General features: G+C 46.8%; 18 protein-coding genes. 11 read left to right on the top strand and 7 right to left on the bottom strand.

The window, feature by feature from the left end:
- Positions 1-27: 27 nt before the first annotated feature.
- The 5 genes from ACTRXD_RS14745 to ACTRXD_RS14725 all read left to right on the top strand — a co-directional run bounded on the left by ACTRXD_RS14745 (position 28) and on the right by ACTRXD_RS14725 (position 5,812).
- Positions 28-1,491, top strand: a complete 1,464-nt coding sequence (locus ACTRXD_RS14745) for an alginate export family protein (RefSeq protein ID WP_442432549.1) — start codon at positions 28-30, stop codon at positions 1,489-1,491.
- Positions 1,492-1,570: 79 nt separating this feature from the next.
- Positions 1,571-2,335 carry a molybdate ABC transporter substrate-binding protein gene (gene modA / locus ACTRXD_RS14740; protein WP_442432548.1) on the top strand — a complete coding sequence of 255 codons (765 nt, stop codon included), beginning with the start codon at positions 1,571-1,573 and terminating at the stop codon, positions 2,333-2,335.
- A gap of 67 nt (positions 2,336-2,402) precedes the next feature.
- Entirely contained in the window at positions 2,403-3,086 is a 684-nt protein-coding gene (modB, locus tag ACTRXD_RS14735; protein ID WP_442432547.1) for a molybdate ABC transporter permease subunit, read from the top strand.
- The gene (modC, locus tag ACTRXD_RS14730; protein ID WP_442432546.1) at positions 3,083-4,180 is read left to right on the top strand and encodes a molybdenum ABC transporter ATP-binding protein; all 1,098 of its coding nucleotides are present in this window, start codon (positions 3,083-3,085) and stop codon (positions 4,178-4,180) included. The genes modB and modC overlap by 4 nt, the downstream gene beginning before the upstream one ends.
- Before the next feature lie 420 nt (positions 4,181-4,600).
- A complete protein-coding gene (locus tag ACTRXD_RS14725) occupies positions 4,601-5,812 on the top strand; it encodes a glycosyltransferase (protein WP_442432545.1) in 1,212 nt (403 codons plus the stop codon).
- Between the two features lie 425 nt (positions 5,813-6,237).
- On the opposite strand, the gene ACTRXD_RS14720 is transcribed toward ACTRXD_RS14725, so the two are convergent.
- The gene (locus ACTRXD_RS14720) at positions 6,238-7,077 is read right to left on the bottom strand and encodes a hypothetical protein (protein ID WP_442432544.1); all 840 of its coding nucleotides are present in this window, start codon (positions 7,075-7,077) and stop codon (positions 6,238-6,240) included.
- Between the two features lie 163 nt (positions 7,078-7,240).
- Positions 7,241-8,611, bottom strand: coding sequence for a Na+/H+ antiporter NhaA (gene nhaA, locus ACTRXD_RS14715; RefSeq protein WP_442432543.1), 1,371 nt, complete (start codon positions 8,609-8,611; stop codon positions 7,241-7,243).
- Positions 8,612-9,026: 415 nt separating this feature from the next.
- Here nhaA and ACTRXD_RS14710 point away from each other — a divergent pair, with 415 nt between their 5' ends.
- The 5 genes from ACTRXD_RS14710 (at position 9,027) to ACTRXD_RS14690 (ending at position 12,584) form a co-directional block, all read left to right on the top strand.
- The gene (locus tag ACTRXD_RS14710; RefSeq protein WP_442432542.1) at positions 9,027-9,338 is read left to right on the top strand and encodes a BON domain-containing protein; all 312 of its coding nucleotides are present in this window, start codon (positions 9,027-9,029) and stop codon (positions 9,336-9,338) included.
- 183 nt (positions 9,339-9,521) lie between these two features.
- Positions 9,522-11,123: a DUF748 domain-containing protein gene (locus tag ACTRXD_RS14705; RefSeq protein WP_442432541.1), complete on the top strand. Its 1,602-nt coding sequence runs from the start codon at positions 9,522-9,524 to the stop codon at positions 11,121-11,123.
- A 131-nt stretch (positions 11,124-11,254) separates the two neighbouring features.
- Positions 11,255-11,386 (top strand): entericidin A/B family lipoprotein, encoded by a 132-nt coding sequence (locus ACTRXD_RS14700; RefSeq protein ID WP_442432540.1) that lies wholly within the window; start codon positions 11,255-11,257, stop codon positions 11,384-11,386.
- Positions 11,387-11,815: 429 nt separating this feature from the next.
- Complete coding sequence (locus tag ACTRXD_RS14695; RefSeq protein WP_312746214.1) at positions 11,816-12,025, top strand: CsbD family protein; 210 nt, start codon at positions 11,816-11,818, stop codon at positions 12,023-12,025.
- Between the two features lie 331 nt (positions 12,026-12,356).
- On the top strand, positions 12,357-12,584 hold the full coding sequence (locus tag ACTRXD_RS14690) for a CsbD family protein (protein ID WP_312749159.1): 228 nt from the start codon (positions 12,357-12,359) through the stop codon (positions 12,582-12,584).
- Between the two features lie 176 nt (positions 12,585-12,760).
- On the opposite strand, the gene ACTRXD_RS14685 is transcribed toward ACTRXD_RS14690, so the two are convergent.
- The 5 genes from ACTRXD_RS14685 to ACTRXD_RS14665 form a co-directional block, all read right to left on the bottom strand.
- Complete coding sequence (locus tag ACTRXD_RS14685) at positions 12,761-13,162, bottom strand: hypothetical protein (RefSeq protein ID WP_442432539.1); 402 nt, start codon at positions 13,160-13,162, stop codon at positions 12,761-12,763.
- A gap of 271 nt (positions 13,163-13,433) precedes the next feature.
- A complete protein-coding gene (locus ACTRXD_RS14680; protein WP_442432538.1) occupies positions 13,434-14,621 on the bottom strand; it encodes a PstS family phosphate ABC transporter substrate-binding protein in 1,188 nt (395 codons plus the stop codon).
- A 98-nt stretch (positions 14,622-14,719) separates the two neighbouring features.
- Positions 14,720-15,262 (bottom strand): DUF1269 domain-containing protein, encoded by a 543-nt coding sequence (locus ACTRXD_RS14675; protein WP_312746224.1) that lies wholly within the window; start codon positions 15,260-15,262, stop codon positions 14,720-14,722.
- A gap of 146 nt (positions 15,263-15,408) precedes the next feature.
- Entirely contained in the window at positions 15,409-16,074 is a 666-nt protein-coding gene (locus tag ACTRXD_RS14670; protein ID WP_312746226.1) for a BON domain-containing protein, read from the bottom strand.
- Between the two features lie 38 nt (positions 16,075-16,112).
- Complete coding sequence (locus tag ACTRXD_RS14665) at positions 16,113-17,138, bottom strand: hypothetical protein (protein ID WP_442432537.1); 1,026 nt, start codon at positions 17,136-17,138, stop codon at positions 16,113-16,115.
- A gap of 370 nt (positions 17,139-17,508) precedes the next feature.
- Here ACTRXD_RS14665 and ACTRXD_RS14660 point away from each other — a divergent pair, with 370 nt between their 5' ends.
- Complete coding sequence (locus tag ACTRXD_RS14660; protein ID WP_442432536.1) at positions 17,509-19,107, top strand: L,D-transpeptidase family protein; 1,599 nt, start codon at positions 17,509-17,511, stop codon at positions 19,105-19,107.
- Positions 19,108-19,110: the final 3 nt, after the last annotated feature.

Genomic DNA, 19,110 nt, shown 5'->3' with positions numbered 1-19,110 from the left:
TGGATGATGGCTGGGTTAGGAATGGCCATGGTGATTAATTGCACTGCGGTTTTGGCGTCCGAGCCGGCATCTTTGAGTTTCTCTTCCTTAGCCAGTGAAAAGGGTTCGGCTTATGGAGAGTTTTTTACACAGATTAAGGATCGGGCAGAAACACAGAACGGAAAAGAATGGAGGGAAACGGCTGATGCCGTCCTTATCCAAGACAAAGAAACTCAATGGAATCGGTATCTGAAATCGGCGTTGGGTCTGCCGGATTTCGTTGACTTGGGGATTGAAAACCGCACGCGCTTTGAAAGTGTCAGTCATCCCTGGCGATCCACTGCGGCAGTTGGAGGCGGGCGAACGGATTCTCAGTGGCTCCTCCGGTCCAGGGTGCGCTTCGGATTGGGTAATGGTCCATTCCGGTTTCTCTTTGAAGGACAGGATTCTCGCGAATACGGAGCCCAGATCGGGGGTTTTGTCAATAATACCACCGTCAATGAATGGGATATTTTACAGTTGTTCGGGTCATTGACCGTGGACAATGTTTTAGGAAGCGAATTGCGAACAGACCTGCATTTCGGTCGCATGACTCTGGACCTGGGAGGCCGTCGGTATGTTGCCCGCAATGACTTCAGAAATACTACAAATGCCTTTGACGGGTTCCATTTGCAGATTGGGAAACCAGATAATTGGCGACTCCGTGCGTTTATCACTGAACCGGTCATCCGGGACGAGGATCAGCTAGACGAGCAGAATAAGAAATTTTTGTTTTGGGGTGCGTATGTGGAAAACCTTCAGATTCCATGGATGAATGTCAATGCCTTTTATTATGGACTCAACGATCAACGACAACAAAATAAAAATTTTCATCGTACGTATGGTACCTACGGATTTCGCCTCTTCAAAAATCCTGCAATTGGTGAATTCGATTATGAATTGGAGGGGGCGGTTCAAGTCGGGCAATTAGGGCAAGTCGATCATTTTGCCTATAATCCCAATGCCCAAGTTGGCTATACGTTTAATGTGCCCTGGACCCCTCAATTCTTGGTGCAGTATTCCTATTCCAGCGGAACCAGGACACCGGGAGGAAGCCAAAGCGGAACCTTTGATATATTGTTCGGGGCTCGTCGATGGGATTTCATGCCTACGGGAATTTTCGGGCCATTTCTCCGATCCAACGTCAGTTCTCCCGGTTGGAGGCTGGTTGTGAAGCCTGCCAAAAGCGTCACAATGCAAATCAAGCATCGGTTCTGGTACTTAGCCCAAGGCAGTGCTGTGAATGGAGGAATCCTTTTAGAAGATCCCACAGGAGGGGCAGGAAATTATTTAGGACATGACCTGGAATTACGCGTGTCCTGGGCCGTGAGTCAAAATCTGGATTTTGATGCCGGCTATGATCATTGGTTTAAGGGATCGTATTTCGACCGTCTTCCGGCTTCGTCCAATCTGCCTCAAGGCGGGAACAAGGATACGGATTATTTTTATCTTTCCATGCGCATCAGATTATGAACAGGCTCTCAATCGTTAATCGGAGTCAGCCTGTCCTTACAATGAGCCATCTGGCGGCACTTATGATGTTGGGAGATGCATGATGTTTGTTCGAATCTATATTTTGGCTTTTATGGTCTTTTGTTCAGGTTTCGTCTCCGTAGCAGTAGCCGATGAAGTGCGGGTGGCCGTTGGATCAAATTTTTTGACCACCCTAAACGAAATTGTCACCAATTTCCAGAAAGACACGAGACATACGGTTGTGATCAGTTCCGGATCGAGTGGAAAATTGTATGCACAAATCAGAAACGGTGCCCCGTTCGATGTCTTCCTTTCAGCAGATGAGGAGCGCCCGGAATTGTTGGAAGAAGAAGGACTGGCGGTCAAGGGTAGCCGTTTTGTCTATGCCGTTGGACGTCTAACTCTATGGAGTCCTGATTCGAACGTGGTGAATGGGGATGGACAAATCGCCCTGTCGAAGGGCCACTTCGATCATCTGGCCATTGCCAATCCAAAAACCGCGCCCTATGGCAGGGCTGCTCAACAAACACTCAAGAAGATGGGTCTTTGGGAATCCCTCAGGGATCGGATCGTTCAGGGGGAAAACATCGGACAAGCGTTTCAATTTGTGTTTTCCCGGAACGCTCAGCTCGGATTTGTGGCACTTTCCCAAGTATTGGATCCCAAAATCAACGGGAACGGCAGCCGATGGGATGTGCCAACTGCCTTTCACGAATCACTTGAACAAGAAGCGGTCTTGTTAGCGACTGGACAGAATCATGCCGGTGCCAGAACATTTTTGGATTTTGTCAAAGGAGATAAAAGCCGGGCTATTATTAAACGATTCGGCTATGGACTGCCATAATCAATGGCATATCGACTCTTGAGAAAAGAACTTCCATTCGATAGGCGATAATGCTACCTAAGAAGCCATGACACTATCTGAGGTGGATTTAGGACCTCTCTGGCTGACTTTGCGTCTGGCCGGGGTGACGGTGATTGTGCTTCTGATCATTGGAACTCCACTTGCCTGGTGGCTTGCACATACCCAATCCCGAGTCCGGACGGCGATTGAGGCAATTGTTGCCATGCCTCTCGTCTTGCCGCCCACCGTGCTTGGATTTTATTTGCTGGTCTTATTGGGTCCTCATGGATGGATCGGGAGCGCCTCTCAGGCGGTAACCGGATCCGCGCTTTCGTTTACATTCACCGGACTCGTCATTGCTTCGGCGTTATATTCACTTCCTTTCGTCGTTCAACCCTTGCATAGCGCCTTTGAGTCAATTGGGCGAAAGCCCTTAGAGGCCGCCTGGTCGCTCAGAGCCTCAAAGGTCGACACATTTCTTACCGTAGTTTCCCCCATGGCCTCTCGCGGCTATCTCACGGCGATTGTCCTTGGATTCGCTCATACCCTTGGCGAATTTGGTGTGGTCTTGATGGTGGGAGGGAATATTCCAGGAAGAACAAAAGTACTCTCTATTGCCATCTACGATCATGTGGAAGTATTGGAATATAGCCAAGCTCATGTCCTGTCGGCAGGACTTCTCGTCTTTTCATTTCTGGTCCTACTTATGGTCTATACGGTGAACCGCCGTTTACCTATCCACGTCTCATGAGCGAGTTGACAGCCAGATTCGAGGTGGTGTTTCACTCATTTCGCTTGCAGGTGAAGGCGAGTGTACCCGCCGAAGGAATCACGGTCGTCTTCGGTCCTTCCGGATGTGGTAAGACCACCCTCTTGCGCTGTCTCGCCGGATTGGAGCGATCCCCGGATGGATTTCTCGCCCTCGGAGAACAAGTTTGGCAGGATGAAACTCACAATATTTTTCTTCCACTCTCCCAACGCCCGGTTGGCTATGTATTTCAAGAGCCCCGTTTATTTCCCCATCAGAGCGTCCGATCGAACTTATTGTACGGATGGAAGCGGATACCGAAATCGGAGCGCCGCATTTCACTTGATCAGGTCGTCGAGATCCTGGGTTTAGACTCGTTGTTGGAGCGCCGTCCAATCCACCTGTCTGGCGGAGAACAGCAACGAGTGGCCATTGGGCGTGCGTTATTAACCAGCCCGCGACTGCTCCTCATGGATGAACCGCTCAGCTCTCTTGATGTCCAACGAAAGCGGGAAATCATGACATTTATCCATCGGCTGGATCAGGAATTCAGGATACCCATTATCTATGTGAGTCACGCTTTGCATGAAGTAGTGCAACTCGCCAGGACTCTTATCCTGCTGAAGGAGGGGAGCGTGGCCGCTATCGGGCCACTTGCTGAAGTGTTTTCTCAGGTAGGCAGTCGCCGCGTCATTCCGGATAGCCATATTGGTGCAGTCATTGACACTCGTGTGGCCGAGCATGATGTAGAATTCGGGCTCACCACTCTCAATTTTTCCGGAGGTCAACTGTCAGTGCCCCATCAACTTTCATCCATAGGAGAATCATTACGAGTGCAAATTCTTGCCCGGGATGTCAGTCTTGTGGCAAGCCCTCCTGCATTCCAAACCAGTGTGCTGAATGTGTTAGATGCGACGGTTATGGAAATCGGCCCCCTCGAGTCTGGTCAACCCTTTGTCGACATCAAATTGGATATTGGTTGTCCCTTGCTGGCCACCATTACCCGGAAATCATTAGCGACCCTCCAACTCCACCCAGGGCAGAAAGTTCATGCTCAAATCAAAGCTGTGGCCCTTACCCACGATTCCCTGGAATAAATATCTATTCTCCCTAAATTCTTTCCGGATGCGAAAGGCAACACGTTTATTTCTTGGTTGTGGGTGCAACCCAGAATGCCAAAGTGGAATCCAGACTGTTTCGACGCACGATTGAGTTAACAATGGGTCGTAGTTAATGATCACCAGGATATGTATAAGGTGCTGGAGGATCGGCCGACGGTCTTGGGTATGGCACGTTGAAAGCCAACAATGGGTCCATTGTGGTCCTTCCAGTTGTCCCATGTGCAATGTCGTGGGATAGTGAAGTCACGGGAATGAATGGACTCTCTCTGGTGAGTGAACAGCACATCAATTTTTGTAACACTTTTTGCGGAGACAAGACTTAAGCGAAAAAAATCTGGTTCTTGTGTGGACTGACATGATTTGTGATCGTATGAAATTTATGTATGTGTAGGCTCTATGAGTTTTTGGCCCATTCCTATTGACCATCTTGAGGTCTATCTCTTTTTGGCCTCAGCGCTTTCCCTGGTAACCTGGCTCTACCTCTCGTTTGGGCATGGCCGCTTCTGGTATGCCGACCAGCGACTTGGTAGCGATGGGTTAATGACTTTCAACACCACACAATGGCCTACCGTCGTTGTGGTTGTTCCCGCCCGGAATGAGGCGGATGTTATTGAACGGACGCTACGCTCTCTCTTAGAGCAAGACTATCCTGGGGAATTTCACGTTGTGATGGTGGATGATCAAAGTGAGGACCGTACCGGCGACATTGCACGTCAGCTTGCTTTCAGACATCCAGCGGGAGGGCGCCTCACCGTGAAAGTCGCTGAGAATCGGCCTTCTGGTTGGCTGGGAAAGGTCTGGGCCCTCCATACCGGATTGCAGTACGCTGAGAAGCACTGGCCCGATGCCGCCTATCGATATTTGACGGATGCAGACATTGAACACAGCCGGGGAAATCTGCGTGAACTGGTTTCCAAGGCCGAATGCGAGGAACTTGACCTTGTATCGCTCATGGTCCGATTACATTGTGAACATGTCTGGGAGAAGCTGCTGATTCCAGCATTTGTGTATTTCTTTCAAAAACTCTATCCCTTTCCGCTTATTAACGATCACAAATCAACTGTCGGAGGCGCAGCTGGAGGTTGCATCCTTGTGAGGAATCGTGCACTGCTTCAAATAGGAGGGATCGCAATCATTCGGGGTGAAGTAATTGATGATTGTGCCCTTGGGACGGCAATAAAGCGAGTAGGAAAGATTTGGGTGGGTCTGACGGATTCAGAGCACAGCATTCGCCCCTATTTAGGGCTTCATGACATCTGGGCCATGGTAAAACGGACCGCTTACACCCAACTGAGATATTCCCCTTTGATGCTTGTGGGTACCGTCATGGGTCTGGTGGTTGTTTATCTCCTCCCACCGGTTGTCGTCTTGACCTGGCCACTTCACGGAAGTGCTTTGGCGGGTGGGGTAGCGGTCTTCACTTGGCTGATCATGATGTATACGTTTCAACCCACCTTGCGGTTATACGCACTGGCTCCGACGTATGGTTTGGTGTTGCCCATAGCCGCCTTCCTTTACCTGGGAATGACTGTAGACTCGGCTTGCCGTTATTGGTTAAAGGTCGGGGGACAATGGAAAGGACGGACTGGAATTGGCTGCACAAATTGAGTCTTGGTTTTCGTTCAGTATAGTTGGCTGCCAGGGACACCCGGGATAGCAGGCGCCACGTTTTCCAACTGTTAATATTTCCAGAAATGGTTACATGGAAAATCTGTATAGAAGAACCCACGAAAAGCAAACATCACCCCTCAAAGGTCCGGAATACGGATTTCGGCCAATTTGCGCCATAAGTTCAAGCGTCTTTTGATAGACAGGGGCCTGCTGTCTCCAACACTCTGCTGATCATAACTCCAGCACACTTCGATTTCGTGATATGGAGTTGGACGCACCCGGTTTAACGGTATCCGTGTGCGTCCTATCTCTCGGTTTCAACGCTTTTGAAGTGTAACGCGCCGGTTTCACGTCCCAATAAAATTCAACAACGGTTATGCTTTGTTCAGTATCTTGCCTTCATCTAATCCGGGGAGAGAGCTTTAATCTTTCTCTACAAAAGCCACATCGGTGACCTTATCTTCATCATCGACAAATAGGACGACTTCTTGCCCTGAAGAAAGCTTTTTGAGCTTTTCCTGAATCAGAGGACGCACTTCATACTGGTGTTCCTTTTCCCCATCCGGTTGAACCGCAATCATGTTATTTTTCAGGGGTTGCTTCAGAACTCCTGAAACCTTTTTGAAATTCCCTTTCAGAGGAGACTTTTTTCCCCCGAGATGTTGGGCTTTGTCCACTGTTGTCTGATTCCCGAATGTGACATCCACGATCTGATCCATTTCATCAATAAGGAAAGTGGCTTCCGCGCCAACCGGAATGGACGCCACTTTGCTCCTGGCCATTGAACTGATCTTATGCGATTCCTGCTGACCCTTCTTCAACTGAATGACGGCCTTTTCGTGGCCGGTCACCAGTGGCTGGGCCAAAACACCATGGACCGTTCGATGATGTGACTCTTCTCCTGGCAGATGAACATCGACAATGAGGTTTTGATCGTTGACGGTTATTTCAACGCGATCGCCATTTTTTAGAGGAGGGAGCCCTTTTTCCTCGCGGAGATTCATGGGCAGATATCGAGGTTGCCCTTCCCCTGTGTCCACCTTGGCCTGCTCCCCTCTGACTTCTTCCACAGTCCCAATTAAGACACGTTCCCCGGATAGGGATTCACTACCTTTCGTGTTCTTTCCTTCATGGGCAATAACCGCACCGGGAATAACCAGACATCCAGTCAAAAAGCACAATCCAACCAGACCTAAGCGTCTCATTGAACCTTGTGCCGGTGGCGTCTTTGGCGGTTGTTGCAATACGTTTGTGAAAGGCATGAAACGCTCCTTTGTTAATTTTTGAATGTTCAGAGATAGTACAACGTTTGAAATATACTCAATTGTTCCTCCCGGGAGACCTGAGGAAAACCCTGGGTTTGAAATTCACGATGTTAAAGTGAGGGAAAATAGCCTGGAGGACACAAGGAGAGGGGACTCTAGGCTATCGCTGTGAGGGCCGTTTCCCCTTGGGCGTTTGAGTTGATTTCGATAACAGGAGTAAGCCAAGACAGGCAGAGAGGCAGGATGCGATTAAAATAGCTAATTTGGCCGTTTGCAGATCGGAAGATTCCTGAAAAGCTAACGTTCCAATGAAAATAGCCATGGTAAACCCAATACCCCCCATAAATCCCAAACCAATAATTTGAGGCCAATGAAGGTGAGATGGAAGATCAGAGCTGCCAAATCGGACCACCAACCAAGCTCCAAGGCATATGCCCAAGGGCTTACCGAGTAATAATCCCAGACCAATTCCGAGTGAGAGGGTATTGCTGACGAGTGAAGAAGAGTCGGTGGTCATTACCACTCCCGCATTAGCCAGAGCAAAGATAGGCATGATGGCAAATGTGACCCACGGGTAGAGAACATGTTCGAGTTTTTGCAGAGGGGGTTGGATTAAATCGTTGGCCGTTTCAAGTGCACGGACGGCTTGTGCCTGTTCTTTATTTTTCAGAACTGAAACCCCAGGAACTTCAGCTCTTTGGAATTCCTGACTGAATTTTTCGCTTTTATGAGCGAATTCTTTTTTGGTCATGGCGGATGTGGCTGGAATAGTAAAAGCCGCAAGTACACCGGCAATCGTGGGGTGAAGACCAGAAAAAAGAAACGCCAACCATAGGCCACCAATGCCGAATAGGCCATAAATAAATGGAGAACGGATTCCCAACCGGTTTGCACTCATCAAGATTACTAAAAATCCTAAGCCAGTCCCAACACTGATCCATGAAATATCCGAGGTATAAAAAAAGGCAATGACGAGAACAGCTCCGAGATCGTCAACGATAGCCAGAGTCGTTAAGAAAATTTTTGCCGAAAAAGGAATCTTTGAACCCAATAGACCCAACAGGCCAATGGCAAAAGCAATATCGGTGGCCATGGGAATTCCCCAACCTGAGCTGTAAGGGGTTTGAAAATTAAGCAGAAGATACACCACTGCGGGAAGAACCATTCCGCCAAAAGCCGCCGCAATGGGAAGAATGGCTTGACGGGGTTCGGATAATTCTCCGACCAATATTTCCCGTTTAATTTCGAGTCCAATGACAAAAAAGAAAATGGCCATCAATCCGTCATTGATCCACAGTAATAGGGGTTTTTCCAATAAAAAAGTACCAAAGCCAATGGTAAACGGTAGTTCCCAAAATGCCGAAAAATGAGAGCCATAGGCTGAATTGGCAAGAACCAGGGCGATTGCGGTGCAAATCAAAAGCACGATACCACCGGAGGCATTTTGTTTGGTGAATTCCTCCAAGGGCGAAAGGAGTTTTTTCACTGGACGGCTTTTAACGGATTGTTTGGCTTCTTTTACAAGATCCATGGAATGAAAAGTCTTGGAATGTTGTTGCTCACACTTGGGGATATATCTGCGGACTCCATAAATATTTGCCTTCCACCATTTCGTTTACCACGTTCAATAATGTTGGCATAAGTTTTTTGCTTGTTGAGATCGGACGGATTCGTCTGTGTTGCGGGGATGCCTTCTTCCCAGAATCGGGGTGAGGCGATACAAAAAACCCGGATGTAAACACCTGAAGATTATCAAGTTCCCATTCGCGATATTGCTTATGATACCTCGCGTTAAAAATGAAAATCTAAGACAAAAGTTTACGAAAGGAGGTAGTTTTGTCTCTTGAGGCGTATCTGCTCCCATCTAGTAGGATGATTGATATTTATCATGTGAAAACACCATGCAATGTTCTATGTATGGCAACAATTATTAGAGGAGGCAGACCATGTTGAAAACCGTTCAAACTTTTTTAAAGATTGCGGTGGTAATGGGATTGTTGGTGGGGTGCCAATCTATGACCGGACAGTCCACTGGAGATTACGTTGATGATGCCAGTGTAACTGCCGCAGTGAAAACCAAACTCGCGAATCAACAACCCACTTCATTGTCTCGGGTAGAGGTTGAAACCGTAAAGGGTGTTGTTCATCTTATGGGTGTAGCCAAAACTGAAGAGGACAAAGCGGAAGCGGGCCGTCTGACCAGGCAAGTCAAAGGCGTCAAGCGAGTCGACAATGATCTGAAGATACAATCTCCTTAGTCTGATCCGGCATGAACCGGAAATCCCCGCCTCGGAGGCGGGGCGGGGATTATTCGTCTAAAGAAAGAATAAAAACGGAATCTTCAGTTTAAAACCAAACGGCCACCGAAATTTCGAACCCAGGGCCGTTGCCTGACTTACAAATACCACGATAGGGATGACGGGTAGGGCGATCATTGAAAAATGGGATCTCAGAAAATACGACCATGGTGGATGCGTGCCCTTATCCTCACCTCGGGGATTATGGGTTTCATCCTACTGCTCTTGGTGGTCACATTATTTTTTATTGATGAATCGTTGCGGGCATACATTGAATCCAATCTCAATACACAACTCAAAGGTTATACGGTTGAGTTAGAGACCGTTGATTTTCATCCACTTGGTTTCTCCATTGACTTTGAAAATTTGACGTTACGACAAGAAACAAACCCCGAGCCTCCCCTACTCATCATTCCATTCTGGAGCGCGAGTATTCAGTGGACGCAATTATTTAAAATGGAGATTGTCAGTGATCACCTTATTAAAAATGCCAAAGTGGTCTTTGCCTACCCTCAGGCCGAAAAAGAGGCTAAAGATAAAACAGACGTCAAAGACAAAGGTTGGCAAGAGGCCTTATACGCATTGTATCCCGTCACCATTAATACTTTTCGAGTAGAAGATAGTTCATTTTCATACCGGGATCAGTTTGACCATCCTCCTTTGGAGCTGACAAATCTGCATTTAAATATTGAAAATATACAGAATATTCGTTCAAAAAAGAGAGAATATCCCACGACCGTCCATCTGGAAGGATCTCTTCCCCACTCAGGGCTTGTGAGTATTTCGGGAAAAGGCAATTTCTTGGCTGAACCGTTTCCAGGAATATCCGTAGATTTTGATATGAAAAATGTCCAACTCCAGTCGTTTCTTCCTGTCTCCACCCTTGTCAATGTGGAAATACGTTCCGGAACGTTGAACGGACAGGGACATATCGAATACTCCCCTTGGGCAAACAAGGCTCAAATTGTCAGGTTGGAAATAGAAAATCCCTATATTAACTATGTGGAGAAACATTCTCCTACCAAGGCACAAAAGGCCAAGCAGGAGTCCTCAACGCCAGACACCGATGATTCAAAAAAATCCCAAGACCCCTTCAAGGTGGCGATAGACTCCGCATCGGTGAAAAATGGCGAATTTGGGTATAAGAACCAAACTACAACCCCCCCGTATACGATTTTTGTTAATCATGTGGACCTCCGGGTGACCCGGGTGGGAGTTCCAAAAATCACCCAAAAAGGAGAATTGAAATTTTTCGGGAAATTTATGGGAAAGGGGAAGACGTCAATCGAAGGAGGATTCCGGCCGGAGGTGAAACATCCTGATTTTGATATAAAAGTGAAAATTGACAAAACAGATATGACCACCTTAAACGACGCATTCAAAGCCTTTGCAGGATTTGATGTTAAAAGCGGGGAATTTTCGTTAATTTCTGAATTACATACTGATGGTGGCCGGGTCCAGGGGTATATTAAGCCATTTTTCGATAAACCTGAAATTTACGATCTTTCACAGGACAAAACCGACAATATCTTTCAACAGTTATATGAGGGTGTGGTGAATGCGGTGGCTTCTTTATTGGAAAATGTGCCCAGGGATCAGGTCGCCACGAAAACCGATATTACTGGAAACCTGGACAATATCAAGATAGGGACATGGGAACTGATATGGAATCTCTTCAGAAATGCGTTTGTTGATGCTATGACACCCGCCTTTGAAAATTTAAAAACCCTTGAAAAGAAGAATTAGGCAATGAGGAATGTTTATTCGAACCAATTACAAAAAAGTCTAGGGTTATATGTGGGGAAGTATGATTCCTCATTTCGGCTGTTCAATGGACATGGTTCCTCGAATTTTCTTAAACACAAAGGAGGCGAAAAATGAATATTAACCATTATGTGTGGGTAGTGCTTTTGATCACTTTGTTGGCGATAACCGGATGTAATACTATGGAGGGTGCCGGCGAGGATGTGCAAAAAGCAGGCAAAACAATTGAAAAGGCAGCCGATTAAAATCCATTCCTAAATGGAAGGCGAAAATTCTTAATCCAAAATTGGGAAATTCCGCCTTCTTCTCTCGAAAATATCTTCCCCCTTCCCAAGCCTAACACCTGAGGCAATCCTGCATGAGCACGTGTCTGGATTCCTTTCCGCATCTCGCCTCAACCCTCCTATGGAAACGAACGAGCTGGCCTCTGTAGTCGTCTGAAAATAAACATCTGGATAAAAAAGAGTGAGTAGAAAACCAATTTATACGTTGGTGAAGAGGGGTTTGTCTTGATATTAAATAGTAAATAAGAATGAAGAAGTGGGTGGTCCGCCCACAGGATTTTTAAGGTGTAGGAAATCCCATTAAAGGAGGTGGATAAAAAAAGCGAAGGAAATGGTTGTAGAAGCAGTTTGAAAATTTTTCATATTTACACAACATTCAAGGAGAACAACATGAACAAGGATCAATTCAAAGGAAATTGGAACCAGTTTAAGGGCGAAGTGAAAAAAAAGTGGGGAAAGTTTACCGACGATGAATTAACTCAAATCGAAGGTGATTACGATAAATTTAAGGGAAGGGCTCAAGAATTATATGGAGATCAAAAAGACGAAGTAAATAAATGGACTGAGGATTGGCAGGCGAAAAACCAGCCAGTCCGATAATCCTATTCACTTCACTTATAGTGAAGATCAGGATACCCATCATTCCCCAGGAGACGGGAGATTACACCCCCGCTCCTGGGTAAATGAGAATGCCTTCGGTGATAGTAAGTGCCTCCACTATTCATTCTGGAATGTTCTGTTCCATTTTGATTTACCCAAGATACGCGGACGAAGGAGTAAAACAATGAATATGACGCCAGATATATTAAAAAATAACATAGCCGCAACCGTGGCAGCCGTTTTTCTCATGAGTGCTCCTGCTTGGGGGGCAAACGGAATGGACTATTCCGTTAACGCGGAAGAAGGAGTTGAAAAGGGGTATATCCATAAGGTGTATAATGAGGACCAATTCTATGGTAATTGGAAGCAGCTCAAGGGAGCGCTCAAGGAAAACTGGGGAGAGTTTACGGATGATGATCTGCTGGCAATTGAAGGGCGCACAGACCGCTTCGAAGGGAAACTTCAGGAGCGATATGGAGAACGAAAAGAAGAAGTCAGGGCATGGGTGGATGAATGGTTGGAAAACCATCCTTATGATGCCCGCGATCAGAAGAATTAATCATAGGGAATCTGAAAGACCGAATTGATTCCGGCGCGAGAGGGCTTTCCCGTTGCGCCGGATTTTTTTTGCCACCTCAAGAAAAATACTGTTGTGATTCCTCTCAAACTTTCCCTTTAATCCACTATGCCGTCTATTCCTGCCTATTAACAGGTTTGGGTGTCCATGAAATAGTATTAAGTCCCCCGTACCTTTCGAATAGCGGTGGGTTTTTCCTCTGCCGAATAACGGATTTCCGCTGTGTCGCCGACTTCAATTCCTTCATCTACCAACGTCATGGAGTTAGTCTCTACACGTATTTCCTTATTTTCGGAGTCCTTGATCATATAACTTTTGTCATCAATAGACATGACTTCGCCTATAATTAATCTGGCATGATCGGAAGGTTGGTCGGTGGAGGAGGGGTTCGCAGTATTGGAATCCACCGGCGGAGAGGGAATTTCCTGCGAATTACCGGAAACCGTGGGTTCAACCGGTGGATTATTAACTGGTGCGGTTTCCTCCTGACAACCAACGATAGCTAAAAAAAGTAACGGCACATACCATCGGAAATTTATAGCAGGCTGTTGTTGGTTCATGTGGTGTCGTCTCATTGTTTGTTTCTCCCTTTCTTGTATTAAACCTTGCATAATTAATACTTCGAATCGCTTGATAAATTTGAAAACCTTGTGATTCTCCATAGTATGGTTAATAAGTCGGGACTTGCGAAACTGTTGAAAACCCTGGAAATGCTGGGATTTTCTTGCGGGGTTGAAGGGGGAAAACCCTAGCCAAGACGGCGTGCTGGCTGTGAAATCTTACCTACAATGGTAGGAGTGATAGGGTACGCCTCTGTATTCTTTCGGTTTCTCAGCTCAGGAGAGGATTTGTGTTTTCAACCAAGAGAGATGAAAAGAAAAATCCCCTCCCTGAAAATGGAGTGGAGCACATTTTTGTAAAATCGGGAAAATTCTTGTCTGATCCCTTTTTCAGTTGGTTCCATTCTTGTGAAATCATTGTAATGGGAAGAGATACGTAACCTCGATTCTTCAAGAAGGCTTGGCCCTGTTGACTATAGAGGAACTTGAATAATTCAATTGCCGCCTCGTCCGGATGTGTTTGCGGATTTAGGTTCAGATACCCGTACAGGTACTGTGTAAAAGCATATGCCGTGTTCAACCTGGAATTTTTGTCAATAGGTAATTGTTTGGAACTTTCCCGTAATGGAACAATTCCTACCTGCGGCGTAACCGAGCTGAGTTTCGTAAATCCAAGAGCCCCTTTTTCTTTCCCCACAGCAAAAACGACCTGACCGGAACTGGGATGTCGATGAACGCGATTATGAAAGTCCTTCCCCTGAAGGGCCTGAAATTTGAAGAAATCATGCAAGCTGACTGATGCATCATAGCCATGCAGAATTATTGACCGGGAACGCCAATCTCCTTTGAGATCCAGATCACTCCATGTCTTCATTGGGGGAATTTCTCGTGAAGGGGTTTGAGAAAAGATAGCATCTATTTCCTTTTGAGATATTCCCCGCTGAATAAGCGGATTTGAAAGATGAACAATGAGTACGACCGGATCAGCGGCAATCTTCAATTGGGTTGGCTCGTATCCCCAGTAGTCCATGAACCCCAGGCGCTCATGGTCGTTCATTGGTTCACTCATTATGGCAATCGATGAGTGTTGAGAGATCTGCCACCACGGCGGAGTTTGGGTCGTCTCAATACTTCGTGCCTTCACGGTCAGAAGCTTTTGCACGTTCGAAAAAAAATGTTCGATATCCTCAGCAAGAGAGAGTGTTTCATTTTCTCCGAGAACAAACAATTTTTCCGGAGAGAGTAGTGGTGCGGGTGTGTAATGAAGGCAGCTTTCTATGCCCGCCCTGCCTGTTCGGGTTGGAAATGTGGGTGACAGGCCGGATGGGCGAGTAATGGAAAATTTGGCATTTGCCAAAATTTGGGAGAGAGGCTTGAACTTGGACTCCGCTCCTGCCAGTTCCTGGAGAAGGAGTATCATTGTGCCCACAAAGAAAATGACCCATGACATTCGTTTCATAGAAATGTGCCAAGAATAACCCTTCCTGGGGAATTGCGACCGTTGGCGGCTTGAAAATTAGTTCCCCGAAGAGCATTGCGGAGAAAGGCAAGAATGTCTTATTGCACCTCATGCTCCACACGATGAATTTTCGATGTAAGAAAACTTTGTAATTTGGCTTCGTCTTCGGTGGATAATGATGTTTGCAAAATCGTTCCCTCCACGCCTTTCCGTTTCAATTCATTAATCACTTTATCCCGTGTCACTTTTTTCAGGAGAAGGAATAAAGCGGAATGTCCCGGTTGAATAGTGTTTCCTAATTCTTTGATGAAATTATCGTCAATGCCAATGTCCGTTAACCACCCGGTAATACTTCCTGCTGTGGCTCCTGCCAGTCCTCCCGCGGCCCACCCGAGTATGGGATTAAAAAACAGCACGCCAATTAATAGACCCCATAAACCTCCGTAGAGCACTCCTCCTACCGTCCCGGAGGCAACCAAATTGTAAGTTTGATTGATGGTGACTTTCCCGTTCTGATTTTTCACGACCACGACTGCATCTTCTAAATCAAGAAGGTATTGCTTCTGCATGGTAAAAAGTAGTTTCCGTACTTCTTCCGCTTTTGTCTCATCAGCAAAAGCCACGACGATTAATTCGCTCATGCTTTCTCCCTTCTTGTCTGCTTAATTTGTTTTTTGCTTGCATCGAACCCGGAAATGCGTGAGACATCCCCTCGTGGGGCAAGGCGTCGAGTAGATGCCTTGCCCCAATGGAGAACTTCTCCCTTTCCAGAGTAAGGACCTACCTCTTACGAAACGTCCGGATCAACCCACAAACGGCTTTTAACCCGCTTTGCGCCGGCTTCATACGCATTTTCTACTGCGTCCGCAATTTCACCTTTATTCTCGACCCCACCATACAGTGTGGCTACTCCGTTTCTTACTCCGACCGAGATATTGTCTGAATTGACAAATGGACTGCTCCACAGCTCATCCTCAATCTCCTTTTTTAGTTCTCTGTCTCCCATGTCGGCCCATGGGCGCTCTTCAGTCTCACGTTGAGAAAGTTTATTCCGAACCTTCCAGGCTCCCGAATCATACGCAATTTCCTGAGCATCGATCATGGCGCTCCGATCTTCCACTGAGCCGGAAAGCGTAGCGACCCCACGATTAACGGATACCCGAACATTGTCATCATCAACAAAAGGGCTCATGGCAAAATTTAACTTGATACGTTGACGAAGTTCCGAATCCGTCAAAACGTAGTCATCATAATCGTATCCGTAATCATAATCGTACCCAAAACGATCATCGAGATATGGATCATAGTCATAATATGGGTCGTACTCATAATAGGGATTCATGTCGTAATCGTCATGGACGACTTGGCTTTGGGCAAGGCCTGGTGCTCCGCCTACACCCATCAGAAATGCTATGGCTAAAGATGTTCGATGTAACGTATGTAACAATTTCATCGTGAGGTTCCTCCTTGACTTAACTAAAGTGGTGAAGGTTAGCGATTGAATCCCCTGGACTGGGTTCTGGTGGTCGATTCAAAATATTCATCCTGTCCGGGTCCACGGTCATAGGGTCTTTGTTGTCCGCGGTCCATAGACTGTTCGCTGTAAAACCTCTCCTTTCCACGGGCATGGGCACGTCGATCCTGTTCCATTGACCAAGGCATCTTGTCTCTATGGGAATCACGGTAGGAATCACGGTCACGTCTTGAAGATTCGCCCCTTCTCCCACGATCTTCCCAAGGGTAATCCGAATAATAAAAATCGTCAGAATAGTATCGCTGGGTGCCTCCGCGTTCCATTCGGCGATTTTCATCCTGATTTCTTACATTGTGTTCCCTGTCCCGGAACGAAGATTTCGATGTGCGATTTCGGGTACGATCAAAATTCTGCGTATTTTGCCGGATATTCCGTTTTTGAACCCGGTCGTAGCTGCCTCCGCTTCCTTGCCAATGATCGCTGGTGTACCCATCCCACCGGTTGGCGGAAAAATTCGGTTCATCCGGATTAAATAATCTTACGCCATCATCCTGTGACCGATTGGAAGACATCTCCCTATTCGACCTATTTCGGGATTGCCAATTCTGATCGGCCTCAGAAAAACCCCGTTTGGCATATTTTAAAATCATGGCCTGGATAGGTTGAATGTCCGATTCCGTATACCACCCTCGTCCTGCACTTCGATCCAGCACCTCGACCGCTTTGCGAACCAGGTGACGTGCATAACCGGGCTCCCCATTCTCCAATCCCACAGCCGCTTCATTTAATAAATCCAAAATTGTGGATTGAGGGGACCCCCCTGGGATGTTCATAAAAATGTTACGAATTTGTGGTTTACGAAACTCACGGGCAACATCCTGAACCCATTGTGCGGACAATTCCTGCTGGGGGGCAGGCGCGATCCAGGGGGCGGCATGGACGGTGGATATCTTTGATATCTCATGGTCATTGCCTCCCCACGGCATTCCCAACAACGATAGTACTCCTGCAACTAAAAATGGTCGTGCATAAGACCGGTTCATCACAAACCTCCTTTCTGGAATTGGATGTGTAAATTGTGAATGCGATGAGACTGCCTCATCGCTGTGATGGTTGGAAATTAACTCTGAAATATCCGATGGCAAACCCTCAAAAACCCTGGAAATGGTCAGAAAAAGAAGCTGATCGTATTGAAATTGACTATTGGTGTGGAGCTGGGCAGAGGGGCTCTGCGTTCTGTCCAAGTTGGCGGTCAGGAGGCTGGGTGGATGCGGAATTAGGGGATCAAGAAGATATCCTCCAGGGTTAATGCCAGTGTGTGACGTTCGAGTGATACCGTAAAGTGGGGAAATGAAGCGTGGGAAAATCTCGGTTTTATCAAGTATAAGTTTATATGTGTTCCTTGGATTAGGAATGGTGGGAAGTGCCCAAGGTCAAGAAATTGCCATCCCCCATGTTCTGGAAGACCTAATTGATGACATGCCGGAACGCTACCGGACGGAGTTAACTGAGATATATGATGACCGGCAGTATGAGCCGTTGTGGCTCTCGCAATCACAAAAGCTGAATGCAGAGGGACAAACGCTACTTCAGATTCTAAAGGGAGCCGAACAATTAGGATTAAACCCGACCGACTATGATTATTCTGAACTCCAGTGGTTACAACGAACCAACCAATTGTTCTCTGAAGAACGTCCGGTATTCCGAACGAATGTTCTTGCCAGATTGGAAGTCGTCCTTTCGAAAAATTTTTTGAAAATGTTGGATCACGTCACGTCGGGACGTTTAACCCCGGGCCAAACCAACGAAAAGTGGTATTTGCAAGATGAGAGACCACTCCTCACTCGCATAATGCTGCAAACCCTTGAAACGGGGGTTACGGCAACCTTGGATTCCTTAGCTGGGGCCCATGAAGGTTATAAGCCCTTACTGCATGCGCTTGAAGAATATCTCACAATTAAGGCCGAGGGCGGGTGGCCGGCTATTCCCGATGGACCGTTGCTTCTCAAAGGGACAAACAGTGAACGAGTAAAAGTTCTACGAAGGCGATTGGCTGCGACAGGAGATATGAAAGAAGGGGCCGATCATACGAAAATTTTCGATCAGGAAGTGATGGAGGGAGTAGAAAAATTTCAATCCCGACATGGTCTAGCCGTAGACGGAATAGTCGGACCCACCACATTACATACGTTGAATATCCCGGTCGAGTCACGTATTCAACAGCTGTTGGTGAATTTGGAGCGGCGCCGTTGGATGCCGAGAACATTGGGTCCGGACTATATAGTAGTGAATATTCCGGATTTTCGACTCATGGCCTATCGTGACGGAACATCACAATTGGAGATGCCGGTCATCGTAGGAAAGCCGATGACCCAAACTCCCATTTTCACTGACATTCTGGAATATCTGGTATTCAATCCATATTGGAATGTCCCGATCAGCATTGTCCGGGATGAAATCCTTCCAAAATTTCAAGAAGATCCAACCTATCTCGCTGAAAGAAATTTTGAAGTGGTAGACGTGGATGAACAGCCCATGGACATTGCTCACCTGACTTCCGAAAACATTCAAAACGGCACAATACGTATTCGGCAGAAACCGGGCCCGAATAATGCGCTAGGATTGGTTAAGTTCATGTTTCCCAATGATCATGCCATTTATCTTCACGATACACCTGCCGATCATTTGTTCGATGCGTCCGAACGGGATTTTAGCCATGGTTGTATCCGCGTTGAACGACCGACGGATTTGGCGGCATTTCTTTTGAATGAACAGTGGAATCAAAAGGATATCGTGCTTGCACTCGAAAGTTCAGAGCGGCGTGTCATTAAACTTTCTCAAGCTATACCGGTGTATATTTTGTATTTTACGGTCTGGGTGGCTCAGGACGGAACGCTTCAATTCCGTCATGATCCTTACGGTCACGACGATCGTTTATGGGCTGCCTTGCGGCCCCTCCTATCTCTGGCCAAGAATCCAATCAATCTATTTCGTCAACATTCTGCAGGGTAATGA

Origin of the sequence: Nitrospira sp. T9, from assembly GCF_052156535.1 — a bacterium.
Lineage (GTDB): Bacteria > Nitrospirota > Nitrospiria > Nitrospirales > UBA8639 > Nitrospira_E.
This window is presented reverse-complemented; position numbering and strand designations above follow the sequence as displayed.

What these genes read in the sequence shown, in the direction of transcription:
- ACTRXD_RS14745 (WP_442432549.1), top strand. Translation starts at nt 28, where the DNA reads ATGGTGATTAATTGCACTGCGGTTTTGGCGTCCGAGCCGGCATCTTTG.
- modA (WP_442432548.1), top strand. Translation starts at nt 1,571, where the DNA reads ATGATGTTTGTTCGAATCTATATTTTGGCTTTTATGGTCTTTTGTTCA.
- modB (WP_442432547.1), top strand. Translation starts at nt 2,403, where the DNA reads ATGACACTATCTGAGGTGGATTTAGGACCTCTCTGGCTGACTTTGCGT.
- modC (WP_442432546.1), top strand. Translation starts at nt 3,083, where the DNA reads ATGAGCGAGTTGACAGCCAGATTCGAGGTGGTGTTTCACTCATTTCGC.
- ACTRXD_RS14725 (WP_442432545.1), top strand. Translation starts at nt 4,601, where the DNA reads ATGAGTTTTTGGCCCATTCCTATTGACCATCTTGAGGTCTATCTCTTT.
- ACTRXD_RS14720 (WP_442432544.1), bottom strand. Translation starts at nt 7,077, where the DNA reads ATGCCTTTCACAAACGTATTGCAACAACCGCCAAAGACGCCACCGGCA.
- nhaA (WP_442432543.1), bottom strand. Translation starts at nt 8,611, where the DNA reads ATGGATCTTGTAAAAGAAGCCAAACAATCCGTTAAAAGCCGTCCAGTG.
- ACTRXD_RS14710 (WP_442432542.1), top strand. Translation starts at nt 9,027, where the DNA reads ATGTTGAAAACCGTTCAAACTTTTTTAAAGATTGCGGTGGTAATGGGA.
- ACTRXD_RS14705 (WP_442432541.1), top strand. Translation starts at nt 9,522, where the DNA reads ATGGGATCTCAGAAAATACGACCATGGTGGATGCGTGCCCTTATCCTC.
- ACTRXD_RS14700 (WP_442432540.1), top strand. Translation starts at nt 11,255, where the DNA reads ATGAATATTAACCATTATGTGTGGGTAGTGCTTTTGATCACTTTGTTG.
- ACTRXD_RS14695 (WP_312746214.1), top strand. Translation starts at nt 11,816, where the DNA reads ATGAACAAGGATCAATTCAAAGGAAATTGGAACCAGTTTAAGGGCGAA.
- ACTRXD_RS14685 (WP_442432539.1), bottom strand. Translation starts at nt 13,162, where the DNA reads ATGAACCAACAACAGCCTGCTATAAATTTCCGATGGTATGTGCCGTTA.
- ACTRXD_RS14680 (WP_442432538.1), bottom strand. Translation starts at nt 14,621, where the DNA reads ATGAAACGAATGTCATGGGTCATTTTCTTTGTGGGCACAATGATACTC.
- ACTRXD_RS14675 (WP_312746224.1), bottom strand. Translation starts at nt 15,262, where the DNA reads ATGAGCGAATTAATCGTCGTGGCTTTTGCTGATGAGACAAAAGCGGAA.
- ACTRXD_RS14670 (WP_312746226.1), bottom strand. Translation starts at nt 16,074, where the DNA reads ATGAAATTGTTACATACGTTACATCGAACATCTTTAGCCATAGCATTT.
- ACTRXD_RS14665 (WP_442432537.1), bottom strand. Translation starts at nt 17,138, where the DNA reads ATGAACCGGTCTTATGCACGACCATTTTTAGTTGCAGGAGTACTATCG.
- ACTRXD_RS14660 (WP_442432536.1), top strand. Translation starts at nt 17,509, where the DNA reads ATGGTGGGAAGTGCCCAAGGTCAAGAAATTGCCATCCCCCATGTTCTG.